This window comes from Micromonospora sp. DH13 (assembly GCF_020873825.1).
Classification (GTDB): domain Bacteria; phylum Actinomycetota; class Actinomycetes; order Mycobacteriales; family Micromonosporaceae; genus Micromonospora; species Micromonospora haikouensis.
This window is the reverse complement of the sequence record NZ_JAHWGR010000012.1, coordinates 121794-139789: the sequence shown is the minus strand read 5'-3', so window position 1 is coordinate 139789 and position 17996 is coordinate 121794. Positions and strand designations below refer to the sequence as shown.

Annotated in this window: 21 protein-coding genes; 15 read left to right on the top strand and 6 right to left on the bottom strand. The window is 74.1% G+C overall.

Features of this window, described 5'->3' with window-relative positions:
- Positions 1–48 precede the first annotated feature (48 nt).
- The 3 genes from LPA42_RS14495 to LPA42_RS14485 all read right to left on the bottom strand — a co-directional run bounded on the left by LPA42_RS14495 (position 49) and on the right by LPA42_RS14485 (position 2029).
- Positions 49–1038, bottom strand: a complete 990-nt coding sequence (locus LPA42_RS14495; RefSeq protein WP_077938589.1) for a C40 family peptidase — start codon at positions 1036–1038, stop codon at positions 49–51.
- A gap of 172 nt (positions 1039–1210) precedes the next feature.
- A complete protein-coding gene (locus LPA42_RS14490) occupies positions 1211–1537 on the bottom strand; it encodes a DUF3817 domain-containing protein (protein ID WP_077938590.1) in 327 nt (108 codons plus the stop codon).
- A gap of 51 nt (positions 1538–1588) precedes the next feature.
- Entirely contained in the window at positions 1589–2029 is a 441-nt protein-coding gene (locus LPA42_RS14485) for a hypothetical protein (protein ID WP_077938591.1), read from the bottom strand.
- A gap of 121 nt (positions 2030–2150) precedes the next feature.
- Between LPA42_RS14485 and LPA42_RS14480 the strand changes: the two genes are divergently transcribed.
- From LPA42_RS14480 to LPA42_RS14470, 3 genes are read left to right on the top strand one after another with little or no spacing between them, the layout of a single operon-like run.
- Entirely contained in the window at positions 2151–2465 is a 315-nt protein-coding gene (locus LPA42_RS14480) for a DUF6158 family protein (protein ID WP_077938592.1), read from the top strand.
- Entirely contained in the window at positions 2465–2800 is a 336-nt protein-coding gene (locus tag LPA42_RS14475) for a hypothetical protein (protein WP_077938593.1), read from the top strand. The genes LPA42_RS14480 and LPA42_RS14475 overlap by 1 nt, the downstream gene beginning before the upstream one ends.
- Before the next feature lie 58 nt (positions 2801–2858).
- Positions 2859–3398: a DUF1360 domain-containing protein gene (locus LPA42_RS14470; RefSeq protein WP_077938594.1), complete on the top strand. Its 540-nt coding sequence runs from the start codon at positions 2859–2861 to the stop codon at positions 3396–3398.
- 83 nt (positions 3399–3481) lie between these two features.
- Here LPA42_RS14470 and LPA42_RS14465 read toward each other — a convergent pair whose 3' ends face one another.
- From LPA42_RS14465 to LPA42_RS14455, 3 genes are all read right to left on the bottom strand, one after another.
- Positions 3482–3679, bottom strand: coding sequence for a hypothetical protein (locus LPA42_RS14465; RefSeq protein ID WP_077938595.1), 198 nt, complete (start codon positions 3677–3679; stop codon positions 3482–3484).
- A gap of 32 nt (positions 3680–3711) precedes the next feature.
- Positions 3712–3948: a hypothetical protein gene (locus tag LPA42_RS14460; RefSeq protein ID WP_198956637.1), complete on the bottom strand. Its 237-nt coding sequence runs from the start codon at positions 3946–3948 to the stop codon at positions 3712–3714.
- A gap of 708 nt (positions 3949–4656) precedes the next feature.
- On the bottom strand, positions 4657–5766 hold the full coding sequence (locus LPA42_RS14455; protein ID WP_228986615.1) for a 3-deoxy-7-phosphoheptulonate synthase: 1110 nt from the start codon (positions 5764–5766) through the stop codon (positions 4657–4659).
- Positions 5767–6079: 313 nt separating this feature from the next.
- Between LPA42_RS14455 and LPA42_RS14450 the strand changes: the two genes are divergently transcribed.
- The 12 genes from LPA42_RS14450 (at position 6080) to LPA42_RS14395 (ending at position 17983) form a co-directional block, all read left to right on the top strand.
- Positions 6080–7234 (top strand): alkaline phosphatase PhoX, encoded by a 1155-nt coding sequence (locus tag LPA42_RS14450; protein ID WP_077938603.1) that lies wholly within the window; start codon positions 6080–6082, stop codon positions 7232–7234.
- Positions 7235–7260: 26 nt separating this feature from the next.
- Positions 7261–7476: a hypothetical protein gene (locus LPA42_RS14445; RefSeq protein ID WP_077938604.1), complete on the top strand. Its 216-nt coding sequence runs from the start codon at positions 7261–7263 to the stop codon at positions 7474–7476.
- 123 nt (positions 7477–7599) lie between these two features.
- Positions 7600–8892, top strand: coding sequence for a pitrilysin family protein (locus LPA42_RS14440; protein ID WP_077938605.1), 1293 nt, complete (start codon positions 7600–7602; stop codon positions 8890–8892).
- A complete protein-coding gene (locus tag LPA42_RS14435; RefSeq protein WP_077938606.1) occupies positions 8889–10235 on the top strand; it encodes a pitrilysin family protein in 1347 nt (448 codons plus the stop codon). Before LPA42_RS14440 ends, LPA42_RS14435 begins: the two co-directional genes overlap by 4 nt.
- A gap of 220 nt (positions 10236–10455) precedes the next feature.
- On the top strand, positions 10456–11481 hold the full coding sequence (locus LPA42_RS14430) for an aspartate-semialdehyde dehydrogenase (RefSeq protein ID WP_043966190.1): 1026 nt from the start codon (positions 10456–10458) through the stop codon (positions 11479–11481).
- 86 nt (positions 11482–11567) lie between these two features.
- Positions 11568–11984, top strand: coding sequence for a CBS domain-containing protein (locus tag LPA42_RS14425; RefSeq protein ID WP_043966193.1), 417 nt, complete (start codon positions 11568–11570; stop codon positions 11982–11984).
- 159 nt (positions 11985–12143) lie between these two features.
- A complete protein-coding gene (locus LPA42_RS14420) occupies positions 12144–12515 on the top strand; it encodes an SCP2 sterol-binding domain-containing protein (protein ID WP_077938607.1) in 372 nt (123 codons plus the stop codon).
- Positions 12515–14575, top strand: coding sequence for a glycogen debranching N-terminal domain-containing protein (locus LPA42_RS14415; protein WP_228986614.1), 2061 nt, complete (start codon positions 12515–12517; stop codon positions 14573–14575). Before LPA42_RS14420 ends, LPA42_RS14415 begins: the two co-directional genes overlap by 1 nt.
- A gap of 87 nt (positions 14576–14662) precedes the next feature.
- On the top strand, positions 14663–15412 hold the full coding sequence (locus tag LPA42_RS14410) for a 1-acyl-sn-glycerol-3-phosphate acyltransferase (RefSeq protein ID WP_077938609.1): 750 nt from the start codon (positions 14663–14665) through the stop codon (positions 15410–15412).
- A gap of 57 nt (positions 15413–15469) precedes the next feature.
- A complete protein-coding gene (locus LPA42_RS14405; protein ID WP_077938610.1) occupies positions 15470–16612 on the top strand; it encodes a hypothetical protein in 1143 nt (380 codons plus the stop codon).
- Positions 16613–16659: 47 nt separating this feature from the next.
- Entirely contained in the window at positions 16660–17127 is a 468-nt protein-coding gene (locus LPA42_RS14400; protein ID WP_077938611.1) for a GNAT family N-acetyltransferase, read from the top strand.
- A gap of 127 nt (positions 17128–17254) precedes the next feature.
- Positions 17255–17983 (top strand): dihydrofolate reductase family protein, encoded by a 729-nt coding sequence (locus tag LPA42_RS14395; protein ID WP_077938612.1) that lies wholly within the window; start codon positions 17255–17257, stop codon positions 17981–17983.
- Positions 17984–17996: the final 13 nt, after the last annotated feature.

The window sequence follows — 17996 nt, the reverse complement described above, 5'->3', positions numbered from 1 at the left end:
GGCGTCCGATAGGGGGACGCCGGCCGTTCGCCGTCGCGCGGGAGCCGGTCAGCGGACCCGGCCGTACCCGTAGGGCGGCATCAGGGCGAGGGCCCGCTTCTCCACGTTGCGGCCGAAGGTCGGCGCGTGGATCACCTGGCCGTCGCCGACGTAGATGGCCACGTGGCCCAGGCTGTTGTAGAAGACGAGGTCGCCCGGGCGCAGCTCGCTGCGGCTGATGTGGCTGACCACCCCCCACTGCATCCGCGTGTTGTGCGGCAGGGACTTGCCGGCCGCCCGCCAGGCCGCGGAGGTGAGGCCGGAGCAGTCGTACCCGTTCGGGCCGTCGGCGGCCCAGACGTAGGGCTTGCCGAGCGCCCCGTACGCGTACCGCACGGCCGCGCCGGCCCGGCCCGAGACGGCCGGGGCCTTCTCGCCGGAGCCGGACTTCCCGCCCGAACGCGCCTTCGGCGGGGTGGGCTCGGTGGCCCGCCCGTACGCCTGCCGGCGCATCTCGTACAGCTCGGCCAGGTCCTTCTCGATCCGCTTGCGGCTGGCGGTGAGCTGCTTCGCCTGCGCGGCCTGCTTCGCCAGCGTGGCGTCCAGCCGCCCCTTCTGGTCAAGCAGCCGGCGCTGGTTCTCGGTGTAGCCGGCGATCCGCTGCTGGCGCTGCCGGCTGAGCTGGTCGAGGGTGTCGAGGCGGTCCAGCAGGGTGCTCGGCCCGCCCGGGCTCAGCAGCGCGTTGGCGGCGTCCAGCCGGCCCGACTTGTACGCGGTGACGGCGATCGTGCCGACATCCGCCCGGCTCTGCGCGGTCTGCTCCTCCAACGGCCCGATCCGGGCCGCGAGCTTCGCCGCGGTGGCCTTGTTCGCCTTGATGTCCTCGTTGAGCTTGTTGTAGGACTCGACGACCCGTTCCAGCTCGGTCGAGGACTTCTCGATCCGCCGCGTCAGCTCGGCGGGGGTCGGCTCTGCCCGAGCCACCGACGCCGGGGCGATCAGCGTGGCCACGAGGCCGGCCGTCACCAGTGCGCGCAGCGAATTTCTGAGGGACGACAAGAGCGGAGGGCTCCTCTCCCACCAGCCGGCACGACGTCGTGGACGCCGCGTCGGCACCGGCCCGGGGCTGTCCTGGTGGACGGCGGTCGACCGGTCCGGCCTGATCAACCTAGCGCGGGACAGAAGTTACCCGCAGGTGAAGCAGGGACGAAAGTGGCGAAAGGGGACTTACTCAGCCGGCCACCGGCTCCACGGCCGGGGCGGGCCGCGGGGCGAGCCAGTCGCTGACCCGACGCTCGGCGTAGAAGGACACGAACGGGACGGTGCCGGCGAGCATCACCAGCAGCATCCGCTTCAACGGCCAGTCCGCCCGGCGGGACAGGTCGAACGTCGCGGCCAGGTAGAGCATGTAGAGCCAGCCGTGCGCGGTGCCGACGACCGCCACCACGGCCGGCTCGTCGAACCCGTACTTCAGGGGCATGCCGACTGCGACCAGCACGACCAGCGCCACGCCCACGATCCAGGCGATCACGCGGTACCGGGTAAGGGCTCCGCCCACCTTCGTCCGTCCTTCCGAAACCGGCCTGCGCCGGATAGTCGCGAACCGGCGTCAGCCGGGATAGTCACCGGGTCGGGCGCCCGGGTTGGCGTTCAACCATGCCAGGTAGCGGTTGTAGGCGGCGAGGTCGGTGTCGTCCGCGCCGTCGACCGGCGTGGCTGGCGCGCGGGACACCCGCACCGGCCGGCGTACCCCCGTGGGGGTGGCGGACGGCGTGGCCGCCGCGACCCGGTCGGCCTGGGCCGGCTCCTCCGTCGCCGGCTCCGCCGGCTCGTCGCCGGGGGCCGACCGCAGGGCGTGCCGCAGCTCACGCCACCAGACGAAGAGCACGAACGCGGCGAAGACCGGCCACTCGACCGCGTACCCCCAGCTCAGCGCATTGCCCCCGGCGGCCCGGGTGATCTGCCACCAGCCCAGCCCGAGGAAGCCGACGACCAGCACGACCATGGCCACGTGGCGGGCGATCCACGCCGGTGTCCAGAGCCGCTTCATGGCATCGAGGGTACCGGTCGGCGGCGTCGTCTCCGACGCGGCGTCGTAGTGCCGGTGGTTTGCCGGGGGCGCGGGTGGGCATCCGTCTAGACGCCAGCCCAGACGAGACGAGGGGGGCGATATGACCGAATCAGCCTGGCGGACGACCACCGGCCCGGCCGAGGCCAGCCCGGAGCAGCGGATGCCCGAATGGGACGGGAACCACCTGCGCGACCCGGCCACCGACGAGGAGCCCGGCATCGACCCGGCCGAGCTCGCCGACGACGACCTGATCCGCGAGATGCACAGCCTGCACCGCACCCGCCTCGACACCCTGCGGCACGCGTCGGACTCGGCGCTCGCCAACCACCTGCGGCGCACGGCGGACCTGGAGACCGAGTACCTGGCCCGGCACCCGGGGCGGGAGATCGACCCGGCCAGGCTGCGGGACGAGTGATGACCGCACGCGCCCAGCGCGGCATGTCCGCGCCGCCCGAGGTGGTGTTCAGCACGGCGACCGACCCGGATCGCGCCGCGGCCTGGCTGCCCGAGCCGCTGCGGTCCGACGGCGACAGCCGCCCCGAGGTCGACACGGGGGACCTGCGGGCCTGGTGGCGCAGCGACTCCGCGCCCGGCTGGTCGGCCGAGATCCGGGTCGAGCCGGCCGACGCCGGGGGCGCGCGGGTGTGCCTCGACCTCGCCGGCGCGGCCGGCGGGGCGGAGGCCGGGCTCGCCGACGAGACCCTGGCCAACCTCGCCCGCGAGGTGGCCGACAACCTGACCGCCGGTTGAACGGCCGACGGCGGGCCCCTCGCGGGGGCCGCGACGCGCAGACGATGAGGAGACCGGGTTGAGCGAGAGCAGCCTGAAGCAGAAGGTGGCGCGACTGCGCCAGGCGTACGCGCCGCACGAGTACCGTCCGCTGGGCGGCTACCTCGCGGCGATGGGCACGTACGCGGGTGTGACCGCCACGATCGCGGGCCTGGTGCGGGCGACCGGCCGCCCCGTGCCCGACCGGCCCGCCACCGCCGACGTGGTGCTGCTCGCCATCGCCACCCACAAGCTCAGCCGGCTGCTGTCCAAGGACGCGGTGACCAGCCCGCTGCGCGCCCCGTTCACCCGCTACGACCACCCGATCGGCAGCGGCGAGGTGATGGAGCAGGTCCGCGACTCGGGCAGCCCCACCCGGCACGCCATCGGCGAGCTGCTGAGCTGCCCGTTCTGCCTGGCCGTCTGGGTGGCCACCGGGCTCACCGGAGGGCTTGTCCTGGCCCCCCGGCTGACCCGGCTGGTGGCCACCGCTCTGACCGCGGTCGCGGCCTCCGACTTCCTCCAGATGGGCTACGCCGTGGCCCAGCAGGCGGCCGAGGGCGGCCACCACAAGGACTGATCCCCTGTCGTACGCCCGAAAGGGAGGGGGCCTCGTCGGCCCCCTCCCTTCGCGTTCGCGTCTCCAGTCGCCTGCGCCTCGCCTCAGCGCTGCATGCCGGACCAGCCGTGCGGAGACTCCGGCTCGCGCTCGTCCTCGTCCTCGCCGGTGATCACGTCCGCGTCGACGGCTGTCTGGTCGTGTTCGTTGGCGAAGTCCGGCTCGGGCGTGCTGTCCAGGCCCTCCGGCGGCTGGCCGAGCGCCTCGATGTGCTCGTGGTGCTGCTCCTGGCGATCGGTCATCTGGCGGTCCTCTCGGTTGCGTGGCCGGGGCGTCAGAGTGCCGTGCCGCCCAGCAGGTCGGCAGCCTCGTCCACGGCGTACTCGCCCTGGGGGAGGGCGGCGATCCGGGTGAGCAGCGACGCGGGAAGCTCGGCGGCGACGGCCCGGCGGTAGATGTCCGCCTGGCTGATCCGCTCCTGGCCGCGGTAGACGTCGTCGAGCAACTCGTCGAGCGGCCGGGTGTCCAGCTCCTCGACCGGGCCGGCGTCGCTCACGGGCGCCGCCGTCACGGGTGCTTCGTCGGTCACAGCTTCGTCGGTCACGACGATCAGCTACCCGGGGCGGAAACGACCAAACCCGGGAGGGGCGAGCGCGCACAGTGGGGCGGTCGCGCCGGCGGCGTGACGCCCGTCACGTCGGCGGCCGGAACATCGACCGGGCCCCGCCGGTTGTGACGGGTGTCGGTGTGCCCAGTGTCCCCGGGCCTCACCTGAAATGCCTTCGCGGAATACCGTCCGGCTGGAGCCGCGTCGCGCCACGCGCCGAGAGGCGACCTGCACACCGACACCAGCGGCGCCCCGGTCTTTCGGCCGGGGCGCCGCTGGCTTTGCCCACCCCGGCCGCAGGTGGCAGGAGCCGCACCGGGGGCACGCCTCGCGCCGCGCGCGCCTGAGCGCCGTCGGGCGTGACGCACCGCTACCGCTGGCGGGCGCCGGCCGGGGTCTGCCGGGGGACGTCCGCCATCCGCTCCCGTCCCTTTGCTCTGCACCCGCCGACGCAACGGCTACGGTGCGTCACCAAGTTGTCCGGGCTGACACCGCGCGGACACCGCAAACATGCTGTTCCGCCGGGTGCTGCGCCGGTGGGTGCAGAGCAAAGGGGGATGCGGGAGTCGGCGTGGGGTTGGCCGGCCGGCACGCAGCGTGAGACCGCCCCGCATCCCTCTCGGTCGAGGGTCACGGTCACCTTCGGTGACCGCGGTATGTCCCTCGGCGGCGTCAGGCGGGGGTGGAGGTTGGGGTGGGAGAGGCGGTGGCCGGGGTGGCGCGGCGGGCGCGGACGGCGGTGGCCAGGTCGTCCAGCACCCCCTCGGTGTCGTCCCAGCCGAGGCAGGCGTCGGTGATCGAACGGCCGTACTCCAGCTCCCGCGTCGGGTCCAGGTCCTGCCGGCCGGGGAGCAGGAAGCTCTCCAGCATGACGCCGACGATGCCGTGCTGCCCGGCGGCGAGCTGGGCCGCGACGTCGGCGGCGACCAGCGGCTGGCGGCGGTGGTCCTTGCCGCTGTTGGCGTGGCTCGCGTCGACCACGACCCGCTCCGGCAGGCCGGCCGCCCGCAACTGCGCCAGCGCCGCGGCGACGGAGGCGGCGTCGTAGTTCGGGCCGTCGTTGCCGCCCCGCAGCACCAGGTGGCCGTCGGCGTTGCCCCGGGTGTGCATGATCGCCGGGGTGCCGGACACGTCGATGCCGGGGAAGACGTGCGGGACGCCGGCCGCGCGGATCGCGTCCACGGCCGTGCCGATGCTGCCGTCGGGGCGGTTCTTCATGCCGATCGCCATCGACAGCCCGGAGGCGAGCTGCCGGTGCACCTGGCTCTCCACGGTGCGGGCGCCGATCGCGCCCCAGGCGACGGTGTCGGCGATGTACTGCGGGGTGATTGGGTCGAGGAACTCGCAGCCCACCGGCAGGCCCAGCCGCAGCACGTCCAGCAGCAGCGCGCGGGCGGTGCGCAGGCCGGTGTTCACATCGCCGGAGCCGTCCAGCGCCGGGTCGTTGATCAGGCCCTTCCAGCCCACCGTGGAACGCGGCTTCTCGAAGTAGACCCGCATCACGATCAGCAGGTCGTCGGCGAGCCGGTCGGCGGCGGTGCGCAGCCGGGCCGCGTACTCCAGGGCGGCCGCCGGGTCGTGCACCGAGCACGGGCCGACCACGACCAGCAGCCGGTCGTCGGCGCGGTCCAGCACCCGGGCGACCGCGCGCCGGCCGTCGAGCACGGCCTCGGTGAGCGCCGCGTCCAGGGGCAGGTGGTGGTGGAGCAGGGCCGGGGTGGTCAACGGCACGACGCGGTCGATCCGCTGGTCGATCACGCGATGGCTGTCCGGGGAGGTCACGGTGGGGTTCCTTCCGCCGACCGTGCCCCGGGGCCGGCGCCCGAGGTCGAGCCGGCTGCTCGTACGCAAAAGGGCAGGGAATCAGGCCCCTGCCCAGCCGGCTCGAAGAGGAAGTGACGTCAGATCACGGTGAAGTCACCGGCTCCTCCAGCCGGCTGTCTAAACCATCGATACGACCGCGTCACGCCGACCAGCCTACCCGACGCGGCGGGAAAGGCTCACCCCGTCGTCGGGAAAGCCTCGCCTCACGTTCACTTTCGTCGATGTATTCGTCGGTAGTTTCGGCGGCACACACCATCGCCTGGAGGTTCGAATGGACCGTCGTACGCTGCTGCGCGCCACCGCCGCGTCGGGGGCCGCCGCGCTGGCCGGCAGCCTCTGGTCGTCCCTCGCCTCGGCCGCTCCCGCCCAGCCCGGGACGGGTCCGTACGGGCCGCTGGGCGCCGCCGACGGCAACGGCATCCAGCTCCCCGCCGGGTTCACCAGCCGGGTGGTGGCCCGGTCCCGGCAGGCGGTCGCCGGCACCTCGTACGCCTGGCACGACGCCCCCGACGGCGGGGCCTGCTTCCCCGCCGGAACCGGGTGGATCTACGTCTCGAATTCCGAGATCACCCCGGGCGGCGGGGCGTCGGCCGTGCGGTTCGCCGCCGACGGGAGCGTCGCCTCGGCGTACCGGATCCTGTCCGGGACCAACCAGAACTGCGCCGGCGGCGCGACCCCGTGGGGCACCTGGCTCTCCTGCGAGGAGGTCAGCCGGGGGTACGTCTACGAGACGTACCCGCAGGGCGGGACGGCAGCGGTGCAGCGCCCGGCGCTGGGCCGGTTCAAGCACGAGGCGGCGGCGGCCGACCCCGTCCGGCAGGTCGTCTACCTGACCGAGGACGAGCCGAACGGCTGCTTCTACCGGTTCCGGCCGACCGTCTGGGGCGATCTGTCCGCCGGCACCCTGGAGGTGCTGGTCGCCGGCACCGCCACCAGCGGCCCGGTCACCTGGGCCCGGGTGCCGGACCCGGACGGCTCGCCGACGTACACCCGCCAGCAGGTCTCCGGGGCCAAGCGGTTCGACGGCGGCGAGGGCTGCTGGTACGCCGACGGGACCTGCTGGTTCACCACCAAGGGCGACAACCGGGTCTGGGCGTACGACGCGGTCGCGCAGCGCATCGACCTGGCGTACGACGACTCGCTGGTGACCGGCGGCAGCGCGCCCCTGACCGGGGTGGACAACATCGTCGGGGCCCGCTCCGGCGACCTGTACGTGGCCGAGGACGGCGGCAACATGGAGGTCAACATGATCACTCCGGCCGGGGTCGTCACGCCGTTCCTCCGGATCACCGGGCAGGGGTCGTCCGAGATCACCGGGCCCGCGTTCTCCCCGGACGGCACCCGGCTCTACTTCTCCTCCCAGCGCGGCACCTCCGGCGCGTCGTCGGGCGGGATCACCTACGAGGTGCGCGGCCCGTTCCGCTGAGCCGTTCGCTGGGTAGAGACTCCGGCATGAGTCACGACCAGAGCGACACGGACCGGATCTCCTCCCGCGCCCACCTGCTGCCCGAGGAGGCGGCGGTGGGCAGCGACGACGCCTACGCGCAGGCCGAGGCGATCCTCGACGAGTCCGACCGGCGGGAGGCCGACCGCGCCGCCGCCCCCGACACGGTGCTGGAGCAACGCACCTCCGACGAGACGGTGACCGCGATCGAGCCCCCGGACTGAGCCCCACCCCGTCCACCCCGGGCGGCGGCCCGCGCCGCCCGGGGCGGGCGGGACCGGCCGTGCCGCGCCGCGCCGACCCACTCGCGTCACGCCTGCGACCTCGGGATCGGATAGCGTCGGGCCATGCCCGACAGCGGTTTCCCCTGGCCGATCGAAACGACCCGACTGGACAACGGCCTGCGTGTGGTGGTGAGCGAGGACCGCACCGCGCCCGCGGTCGCGGTGAACCTCTGGTACGACGTGGGCTCCCGGCACGAGCCCGACGGGCAGACCGGGTTCGCCCACCTCTTCGAGCACCTCATGTTCGAGGGCTCGGTGAACGTGGCGAAGACCGAGCACATGAAGCTCGTCCAGGGCGCCGGCGGCTCGCTGAACGCCACCACCAACCCGGACCGGACGAACTACTTCGAGACCGTCCCCGCCGAGCACCTGGAGCTGGCGCTCTGGCTGGAGGCCGACCGGATGGGCGGCCTGGTGCCGGCGCTGACCCAGGAGACCCTGGACAACCAGCGGGACGTGGTCAAGAACGAGCGCCGCCAGCGCTACGAGAACGTCCCGTACGGCGACGCGTGGCTGCGGCTGCTGCCGCTGCTCTATCCGCCCGGCCACCCCTACCACCACGCGACGATCGGGTCGATGGCCGACCTGAACGCCGCTGACCTGGCCACCTTCCAGGCGTTCCACCGCACCTACTACGCGCCGAACAACGCCGTGCTGACCGTGGTCGGCGACGCCGCCGCGACCGAGGTGTTCGCGCTGGCCGACAAGTACTTCGGGGCGATCCCGGCCCGGGAGTCGATCCCGGCCGCGCCGGACGGCCGGCACGTGCCCCGCGCCGGCGCGCCGGTCGCCGAGACCGTCACCGCCGCCGTGCCCGCGCCCCGCGTGTTCGTCGCGCACCGCACCCACCCGTTCGGCACCCCCGGGTACGACGTGCTGACCGTCCTGGCCACCGTGCTGGGCAGCGGCCGGGGCAGCCGCCTCTACCAGCGCCTCGCCGACGGCGAGCGGCTCGCCCAGCCCGACCTGGTCGGCGCGTACGGGGTGGACCTGCGGCACGCGCCGGCCCCGCTGATCGTCACCGCCACCGCCCGGGACGGGGTGACCGGGGAGCGGCTGGCCGCCGGGGTGGCCGAGGTCGTCGACGAGCTGGCCACCGTGCCGGTCACCGCCGCCGAGCTGGACCGGGCCAAGGCGCTGCTCAGCACCGCGTGGTGGCGGCAGATGTCCACCGTCGACGGCCGCGCCGACATCCTCGGCCGGTACGCCACCCAGTTCGGCGACCCGGCGAAGGCCGCCGAGCGGCTGCCCGCCTGGCTGGCGGTCACCGCCGACCAGATCGCCGAACTCGCCGCCGAGGCGCTGCGCGCCGAGGACCGGGTCACCCTGACCTACCTGCCCGAGGAGACCGCATGAGCCTGATCGCCGACCGTCCCGGGCCGGGGCTGGCCCGGCCGTACCGGTTCCCGCAGGTGGTGCGCCGCGACGTGGCCGGGGGCCGGGTCGTCGCCGCGCACCTGCCCGGGCAGAACCTGGCCGTGGCGCTGCTGCTGCTCGACGCCGGGGCCGGCCGCGAGCCGGTCGGCCGGGAGGGGCTCGGCGCGGTGCTGGCCAAGGCCCTGGAGGAGGGCACGGCGCAGCGGGACGCCACCGCGTACGCGCTCGCCATCGAGGCGCTCGGCACCGAGCTGGTGACCGGGCTCGACTGGGACTCGTTCCAGGTCAGCGTCCAGGTGCCGGTGGAGCGGCTCGGCGCCGCCGTCGAGCTGCTTGCCGAGGCCGTCCGCACGCCGAAGCTGGACCCGGACGACCTGCGCCGGGTCCGCGACGACGAGGCGACCGCCCTGCGGATGGACTGGGCCAACCCCGGGCCCCGGGCCGAGGCGGCGCTGCGGGCCGACCTGTTCGGCGCGCAGAACCGCTGGGGCCGACCCATGTACGGCGACCCGGACTCGGTGGCGGCCCTGGACCCGGAGGACCTCACCGTCTTCCACTCCGAGTGGTTCCTGCGCCCCGGCACCCTGGTCGTCGCCGGTGACCTGGACCGGCTCGACCTGGACGCGCTGGGCGCGGCGGCGTTCGCCGGCACCGGCGGCGGCCCGACCCCGGTCGAGGGCCCGATCGACGTGCCGCTGCGCGCCGGCCGGCGGATCATCCTGGTCGACCGCCCCGGGTCGGTGCAGTCCACGCTGCGGCTGGGCCATGCCGCCCCGCACCGGGCGCACCCCGACCACGTGCCGATGGCTCTGGCCGGCACGGTGCTCGGCGGCGCGTTCACCTCCCGGCTCAACCACCTGATCCGCGAGGTGCGCGGCTACACGTACGGCATCCGGGGCGACTTCGCCTCGTCCCGCCGGTTCGGCCGGTTCGCGGTCAGCTCCGGGGTGCAGACGGCCGTGACCGCGCCGGCCCTCGTCGAGGCGGTCGGGGAGATCACCCGTACCCGGGCCGGCGGGGTGACCGAGGACGAGCTGGCGGTGGCGCGGTCGTGGCGGGCCGGGCAGCTCTCGGTCGAGCTGCAGAGCCCCCGGGCGATCGCGTCGGCGCTGACCACCCTGGTCGTGCACGACCTGCCGGACGACTACCACGCCCGGCTGCGCGAGTCCCTGCTCGCCGCCGACGTGGCCGACGTGTCGGCCGCCGCCGCGACCCACCTGCACCCGGAGTCGCTGACCCTGGTGGTCGAGGGCGACGCCGCGCTCATCCGCGACGAGCTGGCGGCCACCGGCCTCGGGGAGATCGTCGACGTCCGCCCCTGACCCGGGCGGTGTGATTCGCGTCGCGCCCCGGCCGGCGGGGCGGCCCGGCCGGGGCGGCGATGTTCCGGCCGGGGCCCGCCCACGCCCCGGAAATTCCGGCGCGGCGCGCGGTGGCGACGCCGACGTTGCGGCGCGGGGCCGCCCCCGGCCCGTCCGGTCGCTGCCCGGGCGGTGGGAAAGCGTTCCCGGCCCGGCCGCCGACCTGGGTAGCCTCGCGGGCATGAGGATCGGCATTGTGGGGGCCACCGGCCAGGTCGGTGGCGTGATGCGGCAGGTGCTGGCGGAGCGCGAGTTCCCGGCGGAGCAGGTGCGGTTGTTCGCCTCCGCCCGGTCGGCCGGGCGGACCGTGCCGTGGCGCGGCGGCGAGGTGACGATCGAGGACGCGGCCACGGCCGACTACGCGGGCCTGGACATCGTGCTCTTCTCCGCCGGCAAGGGCACCGCCCTGGAGCTGGCCCCCCGGGTCGCCGCGGCCGGCGCGGTGGTGATCGACAACTCGTCGGCGTTCCGGATGGACCCGGACGTGCCGCTGGTCGTCGCCGAGGTCAACCCGCACGCCGCCGCGCACCGCCCGAAGGGCATCATCGCCAACCCGAACTGCACCACCATGGCCGCGATGCCGGTGCTGCGCCCGCTGCACGCCGAGGCGGAGCTGGTGAGCCTCGTCGTCTCCACCTACCAGGCGGTCTCCGGTGCCGGCCTGGCCGGCGTGGCCGAGCTGGAGGAGCAGGTCCGCAAGGTCGCCGAGCAGGCCGCCGGGCTGGCGTTCGACGGCACGGCCGTGGAGTTCCCCGCCCCCCGCGTCTTCGCCCGGACCATCGCGTTCAACGTGCTCCCGCTCGCCGGCTCGATCGTCGACGACGGCTCGGCGGAGACCGACGAGGAGCAGAAGCTGCGCAACGAGAGCCGCAAGATCCTGGAGATCCCCGGGCTGAAGGTCTCCGGCACCTGCGTCCGGGTGCCTGTCTTCACCGGCCACTCGCTCCAGATCAACGCCCGGTTCGCCCGGCCGGTCACCCCGCAGCGGGCCCGCGAGCTGCTCGACGGCGCGCCCGGCGTGGCCCTGTCCGACGTGCCGACCCCGCTGCAGGCCGCCGGCCACGACCCGACGTACGTGGGCCGGATCCGCGCCGACGAGACGGTGGAGCACGGCCTGTCCCTGTTCTGCTCCAACGACAACCTGCGCAAGGGCGCCGCCCTCAACGCCGTCCAGCTCGCCGAACTCGTCGCCGCCGAGCTGCGCTGACCGCCGGCGCACCCCTGCGGCACGCTGCGTTACCCCGCCGGGGCGGCGGGTAGACACGGCGGTGCCGACACCGAGAGGGGAGCACCATGACAACGGTCGGAGAGTTCATGACGACCCGGTTGGTGACGATGGACGGCCACGAGACGCTCACCGCCGCCGCGCGGGAGATGCGCGACAGCGCCATCGGCGACGTGGTGGTGACCGCAGGTGACGACGTGGTCGGCATCGTCACGGACCGGGACATCGCGGTCCGGGGCGTCGCCGAGGAGATGGACCCCAACACGACCCGGCTGAACCAGATCACCAGCCGGGACGTGATCACGGTGAGCCAGTACGACGACGCGGTGGCCGCCGCCGACCTGATGCGCACGTACGCCGTGCGCCGGCTGCCGGTGATCGACGACGGCCGGCTGGTCGGCCTGGTCTCTATGGGCGACCTCGCGGTCGAGCGAGAACCGCAGTCGGTGCTGGCGGACATCAGCGCCGACGACCCCAACAACTGACCGTCCGCCGCGGCACGCCGGCCCCCGACCCGGGGGCCGGCGTCGCGTCGTGTGCGCGCCCGTTCCGCCTCACCCGATCCGGGTGAGGTTGACCCCGTACCGGACGGGGACCCTTTCCCGACGTCGAACGCCGCGGGTCGACGGGAGGGGAGGGGCCCGATGCCGGACGCGACCACCAGATTCTTCGAGGACCTGGACCGGCGGGGGTACGAACCGCTGCTGGTCAAGACAACCGGAACCATCCGCTTCGACCTGCACGAGGGACCGCAGACCACCCACTGGCTGGTCGCGATCGACCGGGGCCGGATCAGCGTCAGCCAGGACGACCGGGAGGCGGACACGGTCGTCAACACCAGCCCCGTCCTCTTCGAGGACCTCGCCGCCGGCCGGGAGGACGGCATCGCCGCGATCCTGCGCGGGGACATGACGGTCAGCGGCGACGCCCGGCTGGTGGTGCAGGTGGAGCGGCTCTTCCCCGGCCCGCCGACCAGCAGGGGCCCGCAGCGGCTGTTCCAGAGGGAGGCGTGCTGATGACGGAGGGCAACACGATCCGGATCCTCGACGGCAGCACCTTCGTCGTCTCCGAGGACACCGGCGACATCGAAGCGACGCCGAGCGAGCCCACCGGGATGTTCTCCCTCGACACCCGGTTCCTGTCCCGCTGGGTGCTGACCGTCAACGGCGAGCGGCTCAACGCCCTGTCCTACGACGACCTCCAGTACTACGAGGCGCGGTTCTTCCTGGTGCCGGGGATGGCTACCCACTACATCGACGCGAAGCTGTCGATCATCCGCGAGCGGATGGTCGGCGGCAGCTTCCGGGAGCAGGTCACCATCCTCAACCACGACGAGAAGCCCGTCGACCTCCAGGTCCGGATGGACGCCGGCTCCGACTTCGCCGACCTGTTCCAGGTCAAGGACGAGATCGTCAACAAGAAGGGCGAGCTGTACGCCGAGGCCGAGGCCGACCGGCTGCGCCTGGGCTACCGCCGGGGCAACTTCCGGCGGGAGACGGTCATCTCCTGCTCGCGGACGGCCGCATACGACCGTAACGGCTTCTCGTTCAGCGTCCACCTCGAACCGAACGAGCAGTGGAGCACCGACATCGACGTGCAGACCTTCGCCCTCGGGCCGGGCGGGCGGGACCTGCGGATGGGCGTGCGGGCGCACGGCAACGAGCGGCTGGCCCTGCAGCAGGACCTCCAGGAGTGGATCGCCGCCGCGCCGAAGGTCAACAGCGAGTGCGAGCACCTGGCCCGCACGTACCAGCGGAGCCTCGTCGACCTCGCCGCGCTGCGCTTCTCGCCCCTGTCGCTCGGCGGCAGCACCCTGCCCGCCGCCGGCCTGCCCTGGTTCATGACGATGTTCGGCCGGGACAGCATCCTGACCTGCCTCCAGGTGCTGCCGTTCGCCCCGGGGCTGTCCAAGACGACGCTGCGCATCCTCGCCTCGTTGCAGGGCACCCGGTTCGACGACTTCCGCGACGAGGACCCCGGGCGCATCCTGCACGAGATGCGGTACGGCGAGACGGCCGCGTTCGAGGAGCAGCCCCACTCGCCGTACTACGGCTCGGTCGACGCGACGCCGCTGTTCGTGGTGTTGCTCGACGAGTACGAGCGGTGGAGCGGCGACGAGTCGCTGGTGCGGGAGCTGGAGCAGGAGTGCCGGGCCGCGCTGAAATGGATCGACGACTACGCCGACCTGGTCGGCAACGGCTACGTCTGGTACGAGCGGCGCAACACCGACACCGGCCTGGAGAACCAGTGCTGGAAGGACTCCTGGGACTCGATCTCGTACCGCGACGGCACCTTGCTGCCGTTCCCCCGCGCCACCTGCGAGGTGCAGGGGTACGCGTACGACGCGAAGATGCGGGCCGCCCGGATGGCGCGCGAGTTCTGGGGCGACCCCGCGTACGCCGACCGGCTGGAGCGGGAGGCCGCGCAGCTCAAGGAGCGGTTCAACCGGGACTGGTGGGTCGACGACGGCCAGTTCTACGCGCTCGCCCTCGACCCCGACGGCCGCCGGGCCGACGTGCTCAGCTCCAACATCGGCCACCTGCTGTGGAGCGGCATCGTCGACCACGAGCGGGCCGAACGGATCGCCGAGCACCTGGTCGGGCCGAGGCTGTTCTCCGGCTGGGGGGTGCGGACGCTCGCCGAGGGGGAGGTCCGCTACAACCCCATCGGCTACCACAACGGCACGATCTGGCCGTTCGACAACTCGTTCATCGCGTGGGGGCTGCGCCGGTACGGCTTCGCCGAGGAGGCCGCCGTCATCGCCAACGGGATCCTCGACGCGGCCCGCTACTTCGACGGGCGGCTGCCGGAGGCGTTCGGCGGCTACCAGCGGGAGCTGACCAAGTTCCCGGTGGAGTATCCGACCGCGTGCAGCCCGCAGGCCTGGTCGACGGGCGCGCCGATGCTGCTGCTGCGCACCATGCTCGGCATCGAACCGCACGAGGGGCACCTGTCGGTGGAGCCGCGCCTGCCCATCGGCATGGGCCGGATCGAGGTGCTGGACATCCCGGGCCGGTGGGGCAAGGTCGACGCGTTCGCCCGGGGCCGGCTGGACCTGCACAACCTGGCCGACTGACGGGTCGCCACCGGGGGTGGCGGCACGCCGTGGGAGGGTACGTCCGGCCCTGGCGTGCCCCCACCCCCAGCAGGGTAAAGTCGCCGGATGCCGGAACTCGTGTATCCGCCCGTGATCGCCGCCGCCAAGACGATGTTTCGGGTCCTCGACCTGCGCCTGACCGTGGAGGGCAGCCACCACGTGCCGCGCACCGGCGGCGCGGTGCTGGCCAGCAACCACGTCAGCTACCTGGACTTCATCTTCTGCGGCTACGGCGCGCACGCGTCCGGCCGGCTGGTGCGGTTCATGGCCAAGCACGAGGTGTTCGCGCACAAGGTCTCCGGCCCGCTGATGCGCGGCATGAAGCACATCCCGGTGAACCGGCGGGCCGGCGCCGGCTCCTACAGCACGGCCGTGGACGCGCTGCGCCGCGGCGAGGCGGTGGGCGTCTTCCCCGAGGCCACCATCAGCCGCTCGTTCACCGTGAAGGACCTCAAGAACGGGGCGGCCCGGATGGCGCAGGAGGCCGCCGTGCCGCTGCTGCCGGTCGCGCTGTGGGGCACCCAGCGGCTCTGGACGAAGGGCCGCCCGAGGACGCTGACCCGCCGGCACACCCCGATCACCATCCTGGTCGGCGAGCCGATCGACCCGGCCGACCACGCCGACGCGAACGCGCTGAGCGCCGAGCTGAAGACCCGGCTGACCGCCCTCGTCGACCGGGCCCAGCGGGCGTACCCGGACACCCCGGCCGGGCCGGACGACAGCTGGTGGCAGCCGGCCCACCTCGGCGGCACCGCGCCGACGCCGGAGGAGGCCCTCGCGCTCGACCGGGGCGGCCGGCGCACCCCCGCCGCCTGACCGGGGCCGCCCGGCCGGGCCGGTCGCGGGGTGCGCGGCTGTTCTAGCCTCGCGATCATGTGGAACCTCAAGGGCGGCCGGGGCCGGTCCGTCGACCTGGTGGCGCAGGCCCGCGCGGACGCGGAACGGCGGCACGCCGTCCCGCGACCGGACGCCGCCCCGCAGGCCCAGGAAGGTGCCGAGGCGCCCGCCCGGCCCGCCCGCGCCGGGCTGTCGCTCGGCGCGCTGCTCGCGTTCGGCCTGGTCACCTTCGTCGTGGCGCAGGCCGCGCTCGGCTACGTGGGCCGGGACCGGATCCAGGGGTACGCCTGCGCGGCCACCGGCTGCACCGGCCCCGGCATGGCCACGGCGGGCTGGCTGCTGATCACCGTGCCGTTCCTGTACGTGGTGGCCGCCGTCGCGCTCTGGTCCCGCCTGCCCGGGCGGGCCCGCCCGGTGCTGATCCTGCTGGCCGCGCCCCTGGTGGTGGGCGGCTTCCTCTTCGTGCCCGGCGGGCGCAACGACCTCGACGACCTCGTCGACGGCCCGGCCCGGTACGCGACGGCCACCGGCGTCACCTGGGCCGGGGCGGGCGTCGCCCTGGCCGTGCTCACCCTCCTCGTCGTCGCGGTGCTCGCCGAGAACAGGAAGGTGGCCCTGCCGCCGGTCTGGGCGTCGCTCGTCGCGGCCGGGGCGTGCCTGGCCATGCTGGGCGTGGCCCTGGCCCGGGTCGAGCCCGTCCCGGTCACCGCCGAGCTGGCGTTCCCCGAGCGCACGTTCACCGCCGCGGGGGACACGCTCACCCGCACCTCGACCGACGACCGGCGGGGCTGCGCCGGGGTGCTGGCCGGCGACGGGCGGCTGGACGGCTGCGTGCGTACCGTGCGGGGAAGCTGGACCACCGACGACAGCGACGCCGTCGTGCGCCTCGCGGCGGTGTTGTTCCCGACCGAGGCCGTGGCCCGCGCGCGGCGGGGCCCGCTGCGCTCCGGCACCGCGCAGGCCGGGCTCGACGGCGAGACGGTCGACGTGGTGTCGACGTCGGGCAGCTGGGTGCTGTTCGTCAGCGTCGGCCACGCCGACGGGCGGGCGATCGCCCGCAGCGACCGGGGCCACCTGATGTGGGCGGCCAGCCAGGTCGTCTACCGGTTCATCGGCTACCAGGTCGGGCTGCTGGTGGCGCCCACGCCGAAGGACGACATCGGCCCCCGCACGCCCTGACCCCAATTCGGTGGGGCGGCGGCGGGGTGGCCGGCTAGGGTGCCCCGATGCCCACACCACGCCTGGAGGCGATCACCCCGGTCAACCTCGACGCCGCCTGCGAGCTGCGGATCCGCCCCGACCAGGAACACCTGGTCGAGCCGGTCGCCCGGTCGCTGGCCGAGGCGTACGTCTGGCCGGGCATCGCCTGGCCCCGGCTCGTCTACGACGGCGACGACCTCGTCGGCTTCCTGATGGGCTTCTTCCGCATCCCGTGGAGCGAGGACACCCCGACCGACCTGCGTTCCGGGCTGTGGCGGCTGAACATCGCCGCCGACCGGCAGGGGCGCGGCTACGGGCGGTTCGCCGTGCGGGCCGTGGCCGAGGAGGCGCGGCGGCGCGGCGAACGGAGCATCTTCACCACCTGGGAGCCGGGGCAGGACGGGCCGGAGGGGTTCTACCTGCGGCTCGGGTTCCGCCCGACGGGGGAGCGCAGCGGCGGCCAGACCGTCGGCGAGCTTCCCCTGGTGGTGTGACGGTCGTCACGCTGCCCTCCTGTCGGTGTTCCCCGGCCGGCTCCGACCGTTGCCTGAGGGATGCCGGAACCGGTGTCCGCAGGGGTGCCGGCACCGGTGCCCGCCCGACGGAGAGGAACACCGCGAGATGACGAAGGTGACCGCCCAGCTGTCCGTGTCCCTGGACGGGTGCTACGCCGGCCCCCGGCACACCGGCGACGGCGACTGGATGGACTCGGCCGAGAGCGCCGCCTTCTTCCGGGTCACCCGCTGGGTGACCAACGCGATGTCGTGGCGCGAACGCCAGGGCTTCGCCGGCGGCGAGCAGGACGCCAACTCCGACATCGTCGCCGAGTCCTTCGGCGCGGCCGGCGCGTACGTGATGGGGCGGCGGATGGCCGACGGCGGCGAGATCCCGTGGGGCGACGAGCCGCCGTTTCGCGCGCCCGTCTTCGTCGTCACCCACCGCCCCCGCGAGACCCTGGTGCGCGGCGGCGGCACCAGCTTCACGTACGTCACCGACGGCGTGGCCAGCGCCGTCGCGCAGGCCCGCGCGGCGGCCGGTGGCCGGGACGTCGCCGTGGCCGGCGGCGGCAGCCTCGTCCGGCAGGTGCTCAGGGCCGGCCTGCTCGACGAGCTGGAACTGCACATCGTGCCGGTCGTGCTCGGCGGCGGGCTGCGGCTGTTCGACGCCGGCCCCGGCTTGGGCCCCGACGCCGGCCTCGGCCTGGGAGAGAAGGAGGCCATCGAGCTGACGCCGACCCGGGTCGTCACCACGCCGGAGGTCACCCACATCCGGTACGCGGTGCGCGGTCGCGCCCCTCTCGTGCTCGACGACCGGGGCAGCGGCGGCGGCCCAACGGCGACCGTCGAGTAACGGCCGGGCGGCC